At 51.0% G+C, this 13883-nt stretch carries 17 protein-coding genes and 1 tRNA gene; 12 read left to right on the top strand and 6 right to left on the bottom strand.

What is annotated here, in order from left to right; translation table 11 throughout:
* Positions 1-391, top strand: a 391-nt coding sequence (locus tag JW984_02135; GenBank protein MBN1571976.1) for a tetratricopeptide repeat protein, incomplete at its 5' end; no start/stop codon positions are given.
* A 345-nt stretch (positions 392-736) separates the two neighbouring features.
* Here the strand turns inward: JW984_02135 and JW984_02130 are convergent.
* Together JW984_02130 and tatA are read right to left on the bottom strand one after the other, a co-directional pair.
* Positions 737-813: transfer RNA gene (locus tag JW984_02130), tRNA-Met, on the bottom strand.
* A 269-nt stretch (positions 814-1082) separates the two neighbouring features.
* The gene (gene tatA, locus JW984_02125) at positions 1083-1280 is read right to left on the bottom strand and encodes a twin-arginine translocase TatA/TatE family subunit (protein MBN1571975.1); all 198 of its coding nucleotides are present in this window, start codon (positions 1278-1280) and stop codon (positions 1083-1085) included.
* 201 nt (positions 1281-1481) lie between these two features.
* Here tatA and JW984_02120 point away from each other — a divergent pair, with 201 nt between their 5' ends.
* The 11 genes from JW984_02120 to JW984_02070 all read left to right on the top strand — a co-directional run bounded on the left by JW984_02120 (position 1482) and on the right by JW984_02070 (position 10342).
* Complete coding sequence (locus tag JW984_02120) at positions 1482-2858, top strand: Gfo/Idh/MocA family oxidoreductase (GenBank protein MBN1571974.1); 1377 nt, start codon at positions 1482-1484, stop codon at positions 2856-2858.
* A gap of 119 nt (positions 2859-2977) precedes the next feature.
* Entirely contained in the window at positions 2978-3829 is an 852-nt protein-coding gene (locus JW984_02115) for a 4Fe-4S binding protein (protein MBN1571973.1), read from the top strand.
* 94 nt (positions 3830-3923) lie between these two features.
* Entirely contained in the window at positions 3924-5231 is a 1308-nt protein-coding gene (locus tag JW984_02110; protein ID MBN1571972.1) for an MFS transporter, read from the top strand.
* Positions 5232-5361: 130 nt separating this feature from the next.
* Positions 5362-6285, top strand: a complete 924-nt coding sequence (locus tag JW984_02105) for an amidohydrolase (protein MBN1571971.1) — start codon at positions 5362-5364, stop codon at positions 6283-6285.
* Positions 6286-6598: 313 nt separating this feature from the next.
* Positions 6599-6991, top strand: coding sequence for a transcriptional repressor (locus JW984_02100; GenBank protein MBN1571970.1), 393 nt, complete (start codon positions 6599-6601; stop codon positions 6989-6991).
* Positions 6992-7093: 102 nt separating this feature from the next.
* Positions 7094-7273, top strand: a complete 180-nt coding sequence (locus JW984_02095) for a helix-turn-helix domain-containing protein (GenBank protein ID MBN1571969.1) — start codon at positions 7094-7096, stop codon at positions 7271-7273.
* Positions 7274-7428: 155 nt separating this feature from the next.
* Positions 7429-8274 (top strand): TIGR02757 family protein, encoded by an 846-nt coding sequence (locus JW984_02090; GenBank protein ID MBN1571968.1) that lies wholly within the window; start codon positions 7429-7431, stop codon positions 8272-8274.
* A 205-nt stretch (positions 8275-8479) separates the two neighbouring features.
* Positions 8480-8641: a rubredoxin gene (locus JW984_02085; GenBank protein ID MBN1571967.1), complete on the top strand. Its 162-nt coding sequence runs from the start codon at positions 8480-8482 to the stop codon at positions 8639-8641.
* An 86-nt stretch (positions 8642-8727) separates the two neighbouring features.
* Entirely contained in the window at positions 8728-9120 is a 393-nt protein-coding gene (locus tag JW984_02080) for a class II SORL domain-containing protein (GenBank protein ID MBN1571966.1), read from the top strand.
* Positions 9121-9210: 90 nt separating this feature from the next.
* Positions 9211-9708, top strand: coding sequence for a rubrerythrin family protein (locus JW984_02075; protein MBN1571965.1), 498 nt, complete (start codon positions 9211-9213; stop codon positions 9706-9708).
* A 58-nt stretch (positions 9709-9766) separates the two neighbouring features.
* The gene (locus JW984_02070; protein MBN1571964.1) at positions 9767-10342 is read left to right on the top strand and encodes a rubrerythrin family protein; all 576 of its coding nucleotides are present in this window, start codon (positions 9767-9769) and stop codon (positions 10340-10342) included.
* A 152-nt stretch (positions 10343-10494) separates the two neighbouring features.
* Here the strand turns inward: JW984_02070 and JW984_02065 are convergent, their stop codons facing one another.
* From JW984_02065 to JW984_02050, 4 genes are all read right to left on the bottom strand, one after another.
* A complete protein-coding gene (locus tag JW984_02065; protein MBN1571963.1) occupies positions 10495-10986 on the bottom strand; it encodes a dual specificity protein phosphatase family protein in 492 nt (163 codons plus the stop codon).
* A 61-nt stretch (positions 10987-11047) separates the two neighbouring features.
* Complete coding sequence (locus tag JW984_02060; GenBank protein MBN1571962.1) at positions 11048-12355, bottom strand: HAD family hydrolase; 1308 nt, start codon at positions 12353-12355, stop codon at positions 11048-11050.
* Entirely contained in the window at positions 12348-13223 is an 876-nt protein-coding gene (locus tag JW984_02055; GenBank protein ID MBN1571961.1) for a PHP domain-containing protein, read from the bottom strand. Before JW984_02055 ends, JW984_02060 begins: the two co-directional genes overlap by 8 nt.
* A 110-nt stretch (positions 13224-13333) precedes the next feature.
* On the bottom strand, positions 13334-13864 hold the full coding sequence (locus JW984_02050; GenBank protein MBN1571960.1) for a MogA/MoaB family molybdenum cofactor biosynthesis protein: 531 nt from the start codon (positions 13862-13864) through the stop codon (positions 13334-13336).
* Positions 13865-13883: the final 19 nt, after the last annotated feature.

Raw genomic sequence — 13883 nt, 5'->3', positions numbered from 1 at the left:
TTTGAAGAAATACAACGAGGCGATAGCGGACTATACCAAGGTGATAAGTATCGACCCGAATTATGCCGATGCCTACAATAACAGGGGTTGGAAATACTACCTGTTGAAACAATACGACAAGGCGTTGGAGGACATCACGGTTGCGCTTCGCATAGAGCCTAACAATCCATATGCCCTCGACAGCAGGAGCAACGTCTACCGGGAGTTAGGAAGATATTCAGAGGCGATGGCAGATATAAACAAGGCGATCAGTATTGAAGAAGATCTTTTTTTCTACTGCACCCGTGGGCTTAACTACAAGGCGATGGGCGAAACGGAGAAGGCCAAAGCCGACTTCAAGAAGGCCTGCGACGGCGGCGAAGAGGATGCCTGCAAGGAGCTGAAGAAGTGACGGAACAATATTTGTCATTCCCTTGGGAATCGGGAATCCGGAATTATTTGTCATTCCCATGAAAACGGGAATCCAGCCTGATATTTACTGGATTCCCGATCGGGTCGGGAATGACAGAATAGATTCCCAGTGGTGCTGAGGATGACAGAATATTTCTATGTTTTTTCCCCCTTGCTGTCATTGCGAGGAGTGGTTCCCTTGTATATCCTTTTTTAAAACACAGGCGCGGCAATCGTGCGGTTGATGCCGGTGAGGTTGTTGAAATATAAAGATAATAAAACCAACAAAAAAACGGGCACCCACGGAAGTTATCAAACTATGTGGACGCCCGTTTTTTATTGGAACTGGTAGCGGGGGCAGGATTTGAACCTGCGACCTTCAGGTTATGAGCCTGACGAGCTACCGGACTGCTCTACCCCGCGTCAATCTTCTTTTAAGCCCTCAAAATGTCAAAACATCAATCTTAATATCAATCAGCAATCAGTCAGTCTGTGTGGCAATCAATATGGCAATCAATTCGTCACCGGGCCGCGAACTGGCAATATAGCAATATAGAATGGCCCTGTCAATAAAAATTGGCCCAAAATAAAAAAAACTTCAGCATTCCCCCCGTCCCCCCGCATTTTAGTAAGTAAGATCCCCCATCCTTCCCATCCCCCACATCGACAAACCGAATCAAAGCAAAAACGGTCTAGCCCTTTTTCTCGATCTCTTCGGGACGATCTGGCTCATCCCTTTTTATTTCGTCATCTATGCTGGAGATGCCCTTTTTGAAGTTCCTGATCCCTTTGCCGAGGGAAGCCCCGACTTCAGGAAGCTTGCCGGCCCCGAAAATCAGAAGGGCCAAGACAAGAATTATGATGAGCTCAGGCATACCAAGTCCAAACATTACCGGTCTCCTAAAAAGAAGAATAAACTTCGGCTAATCTTGTATCAGCCTTATGCGGTATCCACCGTTAATTTTAAAATATAGCACGATTTTATTTATAAAGCAAGAAGATAATGGAGTTTTTGAAAAAAGGGTAAAAGGCTTGCATTTCCGCCGTGATTAAAATAGTATATCCGAATTGGAATATATATTAGGAGATGAATGATGGCAAAGAAACCGGTTACAGTCGCCCTCCTCGGGGCGGGCGAAAGGGGTCAGGTCATGTTCGGGATTTTTGCGAAGAAACACCCCGACCTGTTCAAATATGTTGCAGTTGCGGAGGCGAACGACCAGCGGAGGGAGAGATTCGTAAAGAAATTCAATATTCCAAAGGAAAACGTATTTGCCGACTGGCGCGACCTTATGGAAAAGCCAAGGCTCGCAGACGCCGTGATAAACGCAATGCCGGACATCCACCATTACGATTCGACGATAGCGGCATTGAGAAAGGGGTATCACACGCTTTTGGAAAAGCCGATGGCCCAGTCTCCCGCCCAGTGCGTGAGCTTGGTTAACGAGGCCGAGAAGCAGGGGATGATCCTACAGATATTTTTGGAGTGCCGCTACCTTCCGCTCTACGAGAGGATAAGAAGGCTGATAGACGAGGGGAAAATAGGAGAACTCATGGGAATCCAGACTTCGGAGAACCTCGGATACTGGCATTTCATAATGAGCTATGTTCGGGGATTCGCCAGGAGGAGCGTGGATGTCATCTCGTTTCTATCGGCCAAGGGGATTCACGACTTTGACCTGATCACCTGGTTTGCGGATGCCCATCCCATAAGCGTCTCTTCCTACGGGAAGCTCACCTACTTCAGGGAGGAAAACGCCCCTAAGGGGGCGCCCGAGAGGTGCCTCGACGGCTGCCCTGTGGAAAAGACTTGTCCGTTCCACGCCTACAAGCAGTACATCAAGCCCGGCTTTCCCCAGATACCGGTATCCCTCATTACCGGCATAACGCCGGGAACCCTCGTCGATGGGTATATCAAATATCCCCATCTCAGGAGCCTCTCAGCCTACAACCTGACCAGCGTGGACAGGGAGGGGCGGATAGAGGAGCTGAAAAACGGCCCCCACGGCAGATGCGTCTTTAAGTGCGACAATGATGTCATGGATCACCAGCTCGTGAACATCGAGTACGAGGGGGGAAAGCTCGCCACGCTTTCGCTGTCGGCGTTCAGCCTGACGTGGGAGCGGACCCTGAACATCAACGGGACAACCGGCGAGATATATTCAAAAGACCTCACAGGAAGGCTCGAGGTGAGAAACTTCAACCCGAAGAACAAGGTAAGGAGGAAGAGGGTCAGGTTCAACCCCCTGTTTCACGGCGGATCTGACGGAACGGTGCTGATAGAGTTTGCCAAATCCGTGAGGAACTTCAACAAGAACAAGGGGGCCGATGTCTTGACGAGGGCCAAAGACGCCCTCGACAGCCACCTTCTCTGTTTCGCTGCCGAGGAGGCAAGGAAGAATAACACGGTTGTGGACATGGTCAAGTTCAAAAATGATGCTTCGATGGCGGCGAAGTCGCTCGGTTAGCGTCTATGGGATTGGGCCGGCTCGGTCTTGCATGGGTTTAGGGGGGAGGCTTTCGCGGTGATTTTTTAACTTTTGTGGATGTTTAAGAACTTGAGTGATTGATAAAAGGGAGATAGAGGTTGGGAAGGTCGAAGTTTACATATGACCTGATGATGAAATTCTATAAACTCTTTCAACTCCTCGACGACATGGGCCTTATCAAACACAAAGAGTCGGAGGCGGACACCTCCGCCCATATGATACCGGTGAACGAGGTGATAAGGGGGGGCAAAAGCGTTATCCTGCCGATGGAGATTCTGGGGCCGATCATTGAGCGGGCCGACTGTATCTATATTATGACCGAGTGCCTCTGCCGGAGGGGGGAGGGGTGCAGGTCGTATCCTGTCGATATCGGGTGCCTCTTTCTGGGGAGCGCAGCAAGGGAGCTGGGTCGCGGTATGGGTAGGGAAGTATCGATAAGGGAGGCCGTTGTGCACGCCGAAAACGCGATTGGGTTGGGCCTCTTTCCCCTCGTTTTACATAACGAGTTCGACGCGTGGCTCTGGGGTATCGATTACAAGAGGATGCTCAACGTCTGCTTCTGCTGCGACTGCTGCTGCTCGGTGAGGCGAGGCGTCAGGGTCAGGCAGTCGGAGGGCTTTTTCGAGAATATCAAGAGGCTCCCCGGCCTTACCGTCTCGGTCATGGAAGGCTGCACCGGATGCGGGGCGTGCGTCGACTTGTGCGTAGCAGGGGCTATATCGATCACAGGCGCGATCACAGGCGAGATCACCGGCGGTAGGACGGAGATAAACGAAGAATACTGCAAGGGGTGCGGAAACTGCGTGAAGGTGTGTCCCGAGGGCGCCGTTGAGATGAGACTTGAGGATGGTGTAGATACCGTGGGGGACATCCTCGAGACATATGATAAAAGGACCGACGTGGGTGGGCTGAGCGCTCTTTCCGTTAAGGGAGAACGGGTTAAGAGCTGAAATGTAAGTTTTCTGTAAAGATGATTTTTTTCATTGATTGTATGTATGAATTGGTATTATATATGTCCATGATAGTTTTATATTTGGAGGAATTATGAGTGACAGAAAAAAGATTTTAAGCTGGTGCATGTATGACTGGGCGAATTCCGGCTTTGCCACGACGATCCTCGCCGCGGTCATGCCTATCTTTTACGTAAAGGTGGCGGGGGCGAATTTGGCGCCTGTGCAGGCAACCTCTAACTGGGGGTTTACCAACTCCATCGCCATGCTGACGGCGGCTATACTGGCCCCGATCCTGGGCGCCATGGCCGACCACAGCGGCTCAAGGAAGAGGTTTCTGGCGCTTTTTATGGGGGTCGGGAGTCTGGGGACAGCCTCCCTCGTGGTCATATCCACAGGCGACTGGCTCTTGGCGTCAGGCCTTTATCTCATCGGGAGGATAGGTTTTTCCGCGTCCAATATCTTTTACGATTCGCTTTTGCCCAGCGTTGCGGGGGACAGGATAGACCAGGTATCCACCGGGGGATATGCGATAGGCTATCTGGGCGGCGGGATACTCCTTGCGATAAACCTCCTGATGATTCAAAAGCCCGCTCTCTTCGGAATCCACGAATACATGGGTGTCTCGGCGGTGGAGTGGGGGACGAGGCTCTCCTTTGTGACCGTGGGTCTCTGGTGGGCGCTCTTCTCCATTCCTGTTCTCAAAAACGTACCGGAGCCGCCGAGCATCAAGATGGCGGGGGAGTACAAAAGCTCGATAGCCGCAAGCTTTCAGAGGATTGGGCTTACCTTTTCCGAGATCAAGAAGTTCAGGGAGGCGTTGAAGTTCCTAATCGCCTACTGGCTCTACAACGACGGTATAGGAACCATCATCGTGATGGCGACCGCTTTCGGGACCGAGATCGGAATAGGACAGGGGCATCTCATTGGGGCGCTTCTGATGGTGCAGTTTGCGGGCATCCCATTTACGCTGCTGTTCGGCACGATTGCCAAGAAGCTCTCCCCGAAGACCGGAATCCTGATATCGCTTACCATCTACTCGGCCATCTCCATCGGCGGGTATTTCATGAGCAGTCCCATCCATTTCTGGATACTGGCCTTCTGCGTGGCGCTGGTTCAAGGGGGCTCCCAGGGGCTTTCGAGGTCCCTCTTCGGGGCCATGATACCCAGAAGCAAGACCGCCGAGTTCTTCGGCTTTTACGACATAAGCTCGAAGTTCTCCGGCGTCCTGGGACCCCTGGTCTTCGGGCTTGTGGGTACGCTGACGGGGACCAGCAGGCTCTCGATCCTGGCGGTGGTGTTTTTCTTCATCACAGGCGGATTTCTCCTCCTGTTTGTTGACCACGAGAAGGGGAAGGCGCTCGCGAGAGAGGCCGAGGCTAAGATAGAAGGGATGGCATAGCAAATTATTGTCTCTGCTTCATCCCCCCTTGAGATGACCGCCGGGGGAAGGGGGCCGTTGTAAAATGGCGCTTGAGAAATCTTAAAGGGGGATGAAATTTCAATAGAGGTAAATAAGAAGGGTGATTACGATGGAAAAGATAATCGACATCCACACACACCTCGGGGATATAATCTATCCGAACGGCGGTGAGCTGATCGAAAAGACCGGGGTCAAAAAGAAGATCTTTATAGATCTTATATCGGTATCGGAGATGATGCTCCATCCCGATTTCGGCGGCGCAATCTACGAGAGCCCCCTGTATCCCCTGATCACCAGGGCAAGCCGGGCCAGGAACCTTACCGCCACACGGGAGAACATGAGAAGGGATATGGACAAATACGGAGTTGTGAAGAGCGCCTGCATGCCGATACCTCCCTATCTCACGTTTGGCGACCTGAAGGTCGCGGCGAAAAAGGACAAGGGGATAATTCCCTTTACCGGCGTTGACTTCACGCAGAAATTCGACAAGGCCAAGGTCAGGGCGAAGCTGAAAGAGGACGTGGAGGAGGGCGCAAAGGGTCTCAAGCTTCACCCTATACTCCAGAAGGTCTCTCTGACGGACAAGAAGACCTTCGAGACCGTCGAGGCCTTCGCTCCCCACGAGTTTCCCATCCTGTTTCATCTGGGGATTTCCCATTACTATCCGAAAGACGAGGAGGACGGTCAGGTCCCAGAGTACGGCGAGGCCCACTATGCCAGGGACCTTGTGAAGGCCTTTCCGAAGGTGAAATTCATCGTGGGGCACGCTGGGCTTTACGAGATCGATAGGGTTATCGAGATGATGTCTTCGTTGAAGAACGCCTACGTCGACGTTTCGATTCAATCACCTAAAAATATCAGAAAGCTCATAGACTCCTTCGGGCCGGAGAGGGTCCTCTTCGCATCAGACTGGCCCTGGGGCTCAAGATCCACCCCGATCAGGGCCGTCAAGAGGGCGTGCAGGGGGGATAAAAAGATTTCAGATATGATATTTTACAAAAATGCAGAGAAGCTTCTAAAAATATCTATATGAACGAAAATCTTCGTACAACATTAAGGCCTGAACGAAGTGTAAATATGTGTGAGTGATTACGGGCTTTTTTCATTTCGTCTTTGATCAAGTCAGACGTGATGTCACCCCGGTTGTTTGACAAACGAAAAAAATGTTCTACTGGATCATTGTTTCTTTACACAAAAGACAAATTTTTTGATATAATAAATGGAATTATCTCATGGTGGGAATGGAAACCTCTTGACAATGAATTATAAAACAGTATAATAGTTAATGATAATTATTTCTAACATGGCAAAAGGATTTAGAAATGGCTGACGGGCAGATTTATCGCATGACAAACCAGCGTAAGGTTATAATGGATGTGCTTAAAGACGTAACCACGCATCCGACCGCTGATCAGGTCTACGAAATGGTGAGGAAACGGCTCCCGAAGATAAGCCTGGGAACCGTGTATAGGAATCTCGAGATATTGTCCGATCTCAGTATGATTCAAAAGATTGAAGTTGGCGGAACCCAAAAGCGGTTTGACGGGAACATCGAAAATCACTATCACGTAAGGTGCAGAGTCTGCGGCAGGGTGGAAGACTTGCCGATAGAGTCAATGGTCTTTAGCGGTCTTGAGAAGCTCTATTCCGGCGCAGACGGATACACCGACCTCACTCACAAGCTTGAATTAGTGGGAGTTTGCCCCGAATGTAAAAATAAGAGAGATCGGGCTGATTAGAAGGCATAAACAGGATATTATCATATATGCGGATAAATCTACTGTTTTCATCAATAAGTAATCCGCGCCTTTAAAAAATAGTTTTACTATTGGAGTTAAATAATGTCGGATAACAGCAAAGTTGTCCTTGAGGCGATGAAAAAACTGAATAAGCCTGTAAGGCCGGGGGATGTCGCCGAGGAGACAGGCCTTCCCAAGGAGGATGTCTCCAAGGCGATCCAGACCCTCAAGAAAGAGGGAAAGGTCGTTTCACCGAAGAGGTGCTTCTGGGAGCCGGCTTAGACGGCTTCCCATAATCTCAATAGAATTTCAGTTCCCATATCCGTAGAATAATTGTTTAGTTGTACAATCTACTAAATAGGAGATTGGAATAGAATATCCAATAAGAAATATCCCATTTTTTGCCCCCCGTCGGTGTCACGACGATTAACGGTGTCATGACAATTAAATATTACGCCGATATCTTTGAAGAGCTCTATTACCGCTACAACAGGCGGGAATACGTCCATCCCGACCCGCTGGAGTTCCTGTACAAGTACGAAGACCCGAGAGACAGAGAAATTTGCGGCCTGATCGCCTCTTCGCTTGCCTACGGCAGGGTGCGCCAGATTCTGAAAAGTGTCTCGGCTGTCCTCGAAAAGATGAAGCCGACGCCGTCGAAGTTTTTGAGAGATTCGTCCCTCGAATCCCTTGAGGGTGCTTTTTCCGGGTTCAAGCACAGGTTCAGCACGGGAGAGGAGGTTGCCCTGACGCTCTTCAGCGTAAAGCGTATCCTGGATAGATACGGCTACCTCGAAAAACTCTTTGTCTCCGGGCTTAAAGGTTGTGAAGACGGAGGGGATGGGGAAGGTGTCAACAAAAACGACAAGATGACTCACGCGCTTTTTGCCTTTGTTAGGGAGCTGAACGAGCCGTTTAACGGCGGGCCAAACAGTCTGATTCCGTCCCACGAAAAGGGGAGCTCCATGAAGAGGCTGAATCTCTTTCTCCGCTGGATGGTTAGGGAGGACGCGGTCGATCCCGGGGGATGGAAGGGGGTCAAGCCCTCGCAGCTTATGATCCCCCTTGACATACACATGCACGGGATCAGCCTGTCATTGGGCATTACCGGGAGGAAGCAGGCAAATATAAAAACGGTCGACGAGGTCACCGAGGCGTTCAGGGTCATATCTCCCGAAGACCCGGCAAGGTACGATTTCGTCCTGACGAGGTTCGGTATAAGGGATGAGTTGTGTCCGAAGGTTCTGATTAGAGATATAAACTCCAAGCTCCGGTCGTCCTGAAAAATAGACTATCATCCGCGCTCTTTCTTTACTGTCTAAAGTTTGACGATTTTAAGACTTATCAACTATTTTTTAAGATATTTGTTGAAAAAAACTTGACAAATGAAAAAAGAGGTAATATTATTAATAAGTATTCCTAATAAGATGGAGATAATTTAAGAGCAATTATCTTGATAAGGAGTTTTTAAAAAGGGATTATTTCCACATGAATGATTTTATGTGTACGGTTTGTGGTTATATATATGATACCAATGAGGGAAATGACGAGGCCGGTGTAGAACCGGGAACCGAATTTCAAGACCTGCCCGAGGATTGGGCCTGTCCCGTATGCGGGGCGGCAAGGGACGAGTTTTTGAAAGAGACATGATCTGATTTGGGGTTTGATGGCGCTGCTTTCCCCTGCGTTTATGGTGAATATTTAAAATAGACTAATTATTCTAAAGGAGTATGAAGATGAGTATTTCCGATAAGATCCAAGGTGGTGACTGGAAAATGGAAAAACATGTGCCGGTCATCGAGTGTCCCGATAAGGTAAAGGCGGACGAGTGGGTAAGCGTGAAGGTAAGCCTGGGGGTGGCGGCTGCCCACCCAAACACGACGGAGCACCATATCAGGTGGATATCCTGCTATTTCTCTCCGGACGGTGACAAGTTTACCTACGAGCTGGGCCGTTTCGAGTTCAACTCCCACGGGGAGTCGGTGGCCGGGGCCAACGAAGGCCCGGTTCACACTAATCACGAGGTGACGTTTTCCTTTAAGACGAAAAAGGCGGGAGTCCTCCACTCAACGGCCTACTGCAACATCCACGGTCTATGGGAGTCGGAGAAGAGGGTCGAGTTGGGATAATTAGCCCGGCGTCGCAACCATGCTGTCTTGATATTTACGGTTTCTGGATTGACCGATGGAATTTTTAAAAATTTGATTTGTTGGTTTAAGATGGACGAAAGAATTAAGGAGATGATGCATAAGGCATTTACGGGTGAGGCGAAAGCGAATCTGAGGCTCAAGCTATTTGCAGAAAAGGCCGAAGAGGAGGGGTATGGCCAGATTGCCAAGCTCTTCGAGGTGATTGCGCTGTCGGAGTCGATCCACGGGAGGCGCGCCCTGAGATACCTAAAGGAGATAGGGAGCACTGAGGATAATCTTAAGGAGAGCTTCGAGTCCGAGACGAAGGTGGCGGGACACGCCTACGGCGACTTCATAAAGTACGCATCAGAGATTGAAGACAAGGCGGCGCTTACGATCCTCACCCAGACGAGGGACGTGGAGGAGGTGCACGCAAAGCTCTACAAGGAGGCGATGAACCACATGCTGGAGGATACAGACACGACATATTACGTGTGCAGTGTCTGCGGCTACGTCTCCGACGGCGTGCTCCCGGAGGTGTGCCCGGTCTGCGGAGTTCCGAAGGAGAAGTTTACGGAGTTCAGATGAGTAATTGATTTAAAGTGCCTTTTGGCCCATAAGAAAGATAAAAAAGCAAGGGGGTAAATTGATGGATCTTAAAGGATCGAAGACGGAAAAGAATATACTGACCGCTTTTTCCGGGGAGTCTCAGGCGAGAAACCGGTATACGATGTTTTCCAGCAAGGCAAAAAAAGAGGGTTACGTCCAGATCTCGGATATATTCGAGGAGACGGCGAACCAGGAGAAGGAGCACGCGAAGCGGCTCTTCAATCTCCTCAAGGGGGGAGAGGTGGAGATAACGGGCACCTTCCCGGCGGGAGTAGTGGGAAGCACGGTGGAAAACCTTAAGGCGGCGGCGGCCGGAGAGAACTACGAGCACACCGAGATGTATCCCGGCTTTGAAAAGATCGCCAGGGAGGAGGGATTCGACGACATCGCCAAGATATTTGAATCCATCGCCATAGCCGAGAAGCAGCATGAAAAGAGGTATCTTGACCTGGCGGGGAACATCGAGAAGGGCAGGGTCTTCAAGAGGGAGTCGAAGACAGCATGGCGCTGCAGGAACTGCGGCTACCTCCACGAGGGGACCGAGGCCCCGAGCGCATGTCCCGCGTGCGCCCACCCTCAGGCCTATTTCGAGCTTTTGGGCGAGAACTGGTAGAGGCAGGCAAAGTGACCTAAACAATGAGGGGGGATTCCCCCTCTTTTTTTGGTCGGATAAGGGGCAGGTTTATCCAGCCTGTCACATTTGGCACAAGGCATGAGGGATTGCCTGAATTCTGGTGGGGGGGAGAGAAACGGAGATTAAGGCGATCAAGCCTTTCCGCGGCGCTTCTGAAGGTGTCTGTAATATTTGTGGACTATCTCCTCCTGCTCCTTTGTCTCTATGAAGTTTCTGATCTCCCTCAGGTTGTCTATCGCCTCTTGGGGCTCCTCACCCATGCTCACCCTGTAGGCGGCGATCATCGTCCCCGTCCTCCCGATCCCCATCAGGCAGTGGACGGCGACATTTACCCCCCTTGAGAACTCGGCTTCGACAAAGTCCACAAACCGTATGACCTGTTTTAGCGTCGGCGGCTCCAGGTTTTCGACCGGGAGGTGGAAGAGCCTGAAGCGCTTTCGGTATGGAAGGGGGATTAGAATCGAATCCTCGGTCAAGGTGACTATCGCCCCCACGTCGTTTTCAATCAGGATATTCAGGTCGTCGTCCAGGGGCCGCACGAGACCCGGCATCGTCATGGCGAAGAGGGTCCTCTCCCCGTTTGTCGCGCCCGCACAGAACGAGCTGTTTATCCTTGCATTCACGTATTCTTTCCAGTATCAAATAGTGCACATATGATGGAGACAATGAAATGACAAGATGCACTCATTTGGGTGCCAGCTCCCTCAGAAGCTCATCTGTGGTATAGAAGAACTTTTTTGGTTTCAGCTTTGCGAGATCCGCTGGTGTGTCCACCGATTGGGCGAGACAGTAGACTTCGACACCGGAGTTCTCCCCGGTGACAATATCCACCCTCGAATCCCCCACGAAGATGGTTTGGCTCTTTTCCGTTCCCATCTCGAGCATGGCCGCCTCCACCATGTCCGGCGAGGGCTTTGGGTTCTCAACGTCGCCGGCGCCGATGACCTTTACAAAATATCCAGATAGGCCGAGATGATCGATCAGGGTTCGGGCATAAGTGCCTTTCTTGTTGGTGGCGACGGTTGACTTTATCCCCCTATCCTTTAAGGCCTCGAGGATTTCGACCATCCCACCCTTTACGGTGGTCATGTCGAGGTAGATCGAGTGGTACTTTTCTCTGAAGGTCGTAACAAGCAGGTTGACGTCCACGTCGGCAAATATCTTCTCCAGGCCGACCGAAAGAGGCCAGTGCATCATCTCCTTGAGCGCCATTTCCGCGTCGCCTATATCGATATTCAATTTTTCCAGCGTATAGTAGAAGGCCGTCCTGATCGATTCGAGGGATTCGACCAGCGTCTCGTCGAGGTCGAAGATGACACCCTTGACATCCTTTTCGAATTCATTGTGAACGTCGCCGAAGTCGTCGAAGTGGATGCAGGGGATCTTCTCCTTCGCCGCGTGGGAGTAGAGAAATCCCTTGGCGAAGAGGGTCTGGGGATATGCTGCGGCGCACGAGTCGGAGTAGCCGTCCCCTATGAAGACTATGTGGTCGTGCTCTTTAAGAAGTTTTTTGACTATGTTGGACTTGCAGGTCCCGCACCGGCCGCACTCCTCGTTGTAGTATGGGAACACGGTCTTTAGCCTGCCGTTCTCGTCCTCTATTATGTCGTTGGCGTAGATCGGAATATCGTTAAGCCCGGCTTTTTCCATCAGAGCGTCTATATACATCTTAAAGCCGTCGCTTACGATTATCAGGTCGATCCCCTGACGTTTAAGATAATCGTGGAATTGGACGAAGTGCGGGTCCACGACCGATATTTCTTCTATAAAATCTATCATCTCGGAGCGCGATGCCTCGATCGTCTCGAGGATCCTGGAGAAGGCCTCCTGGGAGCCGATATTCCCCTTGATATACTCGCCGTTGATATCTTCCCAGCCGCCCTTAGTGAACTTCCTTAACAGCTCGTAGCTGATGTCCCTCGTGCTGATGGTACCGTCGAAGTCGGAGACGACAAGAACGTCCTTTTTAACCTTCAAAACATCCTTAAGCATATTTCTCCTCATGGGCCTTTTTAAGCTTCTCGAACATTTCCTCGCCTCCTTCTATCTTTACACCCAGGTCTATGGTGGGCTTTACGATCTTGCCGTGAAAGTCGCTTCCAGCGGTCATAAGGAGACCTTTTTCCATCGCATATCGTTTAAAGTATTTCTCTTCAACTTTATTATGGTGACCGGAGTAGACCTCGATCCCGTCCGCACCAAGAGCGACCAGGTCGTCCAGCATCCCCCTTGGGTACTCCCCCGGGTGCGCGATGACGCTCAAGCCCCCCGAAATACTTATTATCTCGACGGCGCCCTTGGTCGTGGAGGTGCTGAGGGGAATGTATGCGGGCTTTCCCCCGGAGAGGAAATCGAGGTAGAAGTTGAGGGAAGGGGAGTCGGAGCGATCGCCGTCCACGTAGTTCTTCAGCCTCTTGTCCCCGGCGTTTTCCTCCTTCTTGAGGATAGCGGTGAGAAAGCTCCTACCCGTTGGGGGTTTACCCTTGGACTCCCTCAGGACGTCGTCGGTGTTGAGGACAAAGCCGTATTCCCTTAACAGGGCCACACGCTTTTTTGTCTGGGCTATTATCTCGTTTTGGGTGTTCGACAGAAAAGAGACCATCTCCGACGACCTGTGATCGATGAAGTACCCGATAATGTGGATGTCTTCATTAAGGTGAGTCGAGTTTATCTCGACGGCGGGGACAAAGGGGATGTTGTACTTCTTTGAAAGCTTGAGTCCTTTGTCCACGTTGTCCGTGTTGTTGTGGTCGGCGAAGGCCAGTCCCTTGACGCCTAAGCGAGCAGACATCTCGAAGATCTCCTCCGGTGTGTGAACGCCGTCGGACGATGCATCGGTATGTACGTGAAGGTCAATCATGGTTCTCTGATACCTTTTAAGTCTCCCAATCATCTTTTAAATGAGGGGGGTTTAAAAGACAAATGAGGAAGTCTGGTGTAGTCTCTCGTTTGCCGCCGAACTTGGGAAAACTATTCTGCGCACTCCTTCGGGTCTCCCGCCGCCTTCTCTAAGGCGTGGGGAAGGGCGGGCGCTATCACCTCGAGGCATTCCCTCACCGCCTTGGGGCTTCCGGGGAGGTTTATTATCAGGGTCTCGCCCCGCATCACAGAGACGGCCCTGGAGAGCATTGCGTGAGGCGTCTTTTCCAGGCTTTTAAAACGCATCGCCTCCGCAAATCCGGGGACCTCCCTGTCCATGACGGAGAGGGTTGCCTCCGGGGTGATGTCTCTGGGGGAGAGCCCGGTGCCTCCCGTTGTGAGGATCAGGTTTACCGTCCCCGAGTCGGAGAGCTCGATCAGGAGTCTCTTTAAAATTTCGGCATCGTCGGGAATTACCATATAATCGACCAGTTTTCCCCCGGCCCTGTCTATGAAGCAGATGATCTCCTTGCCGCTCAGGTCTTCCCTCATCCCTCTCGCCCCCTTGTCGCTCAGCGTGATAACCGCGGCCCTGATCAGTGCGAACCCATCTATATTTGTATTTGATGCTTCAGCTGACATCTAAATTACAAGTCTCATC

Source organism: Candidatus Zymogenus saltonus, from assembly GCA_016929395.1.
Classification (GTDB): Bacteria; Desulfobacterota; Zymogenia; order Zymogenales; family Zymogenaceae; genus Zymogenus; species Zymogenus saltonus.
The sequence above is the reverse complement of the archived record's forward strand: the minus strand, read 5'-3'. Positions and strand labels throughout refer to the sequence as shown.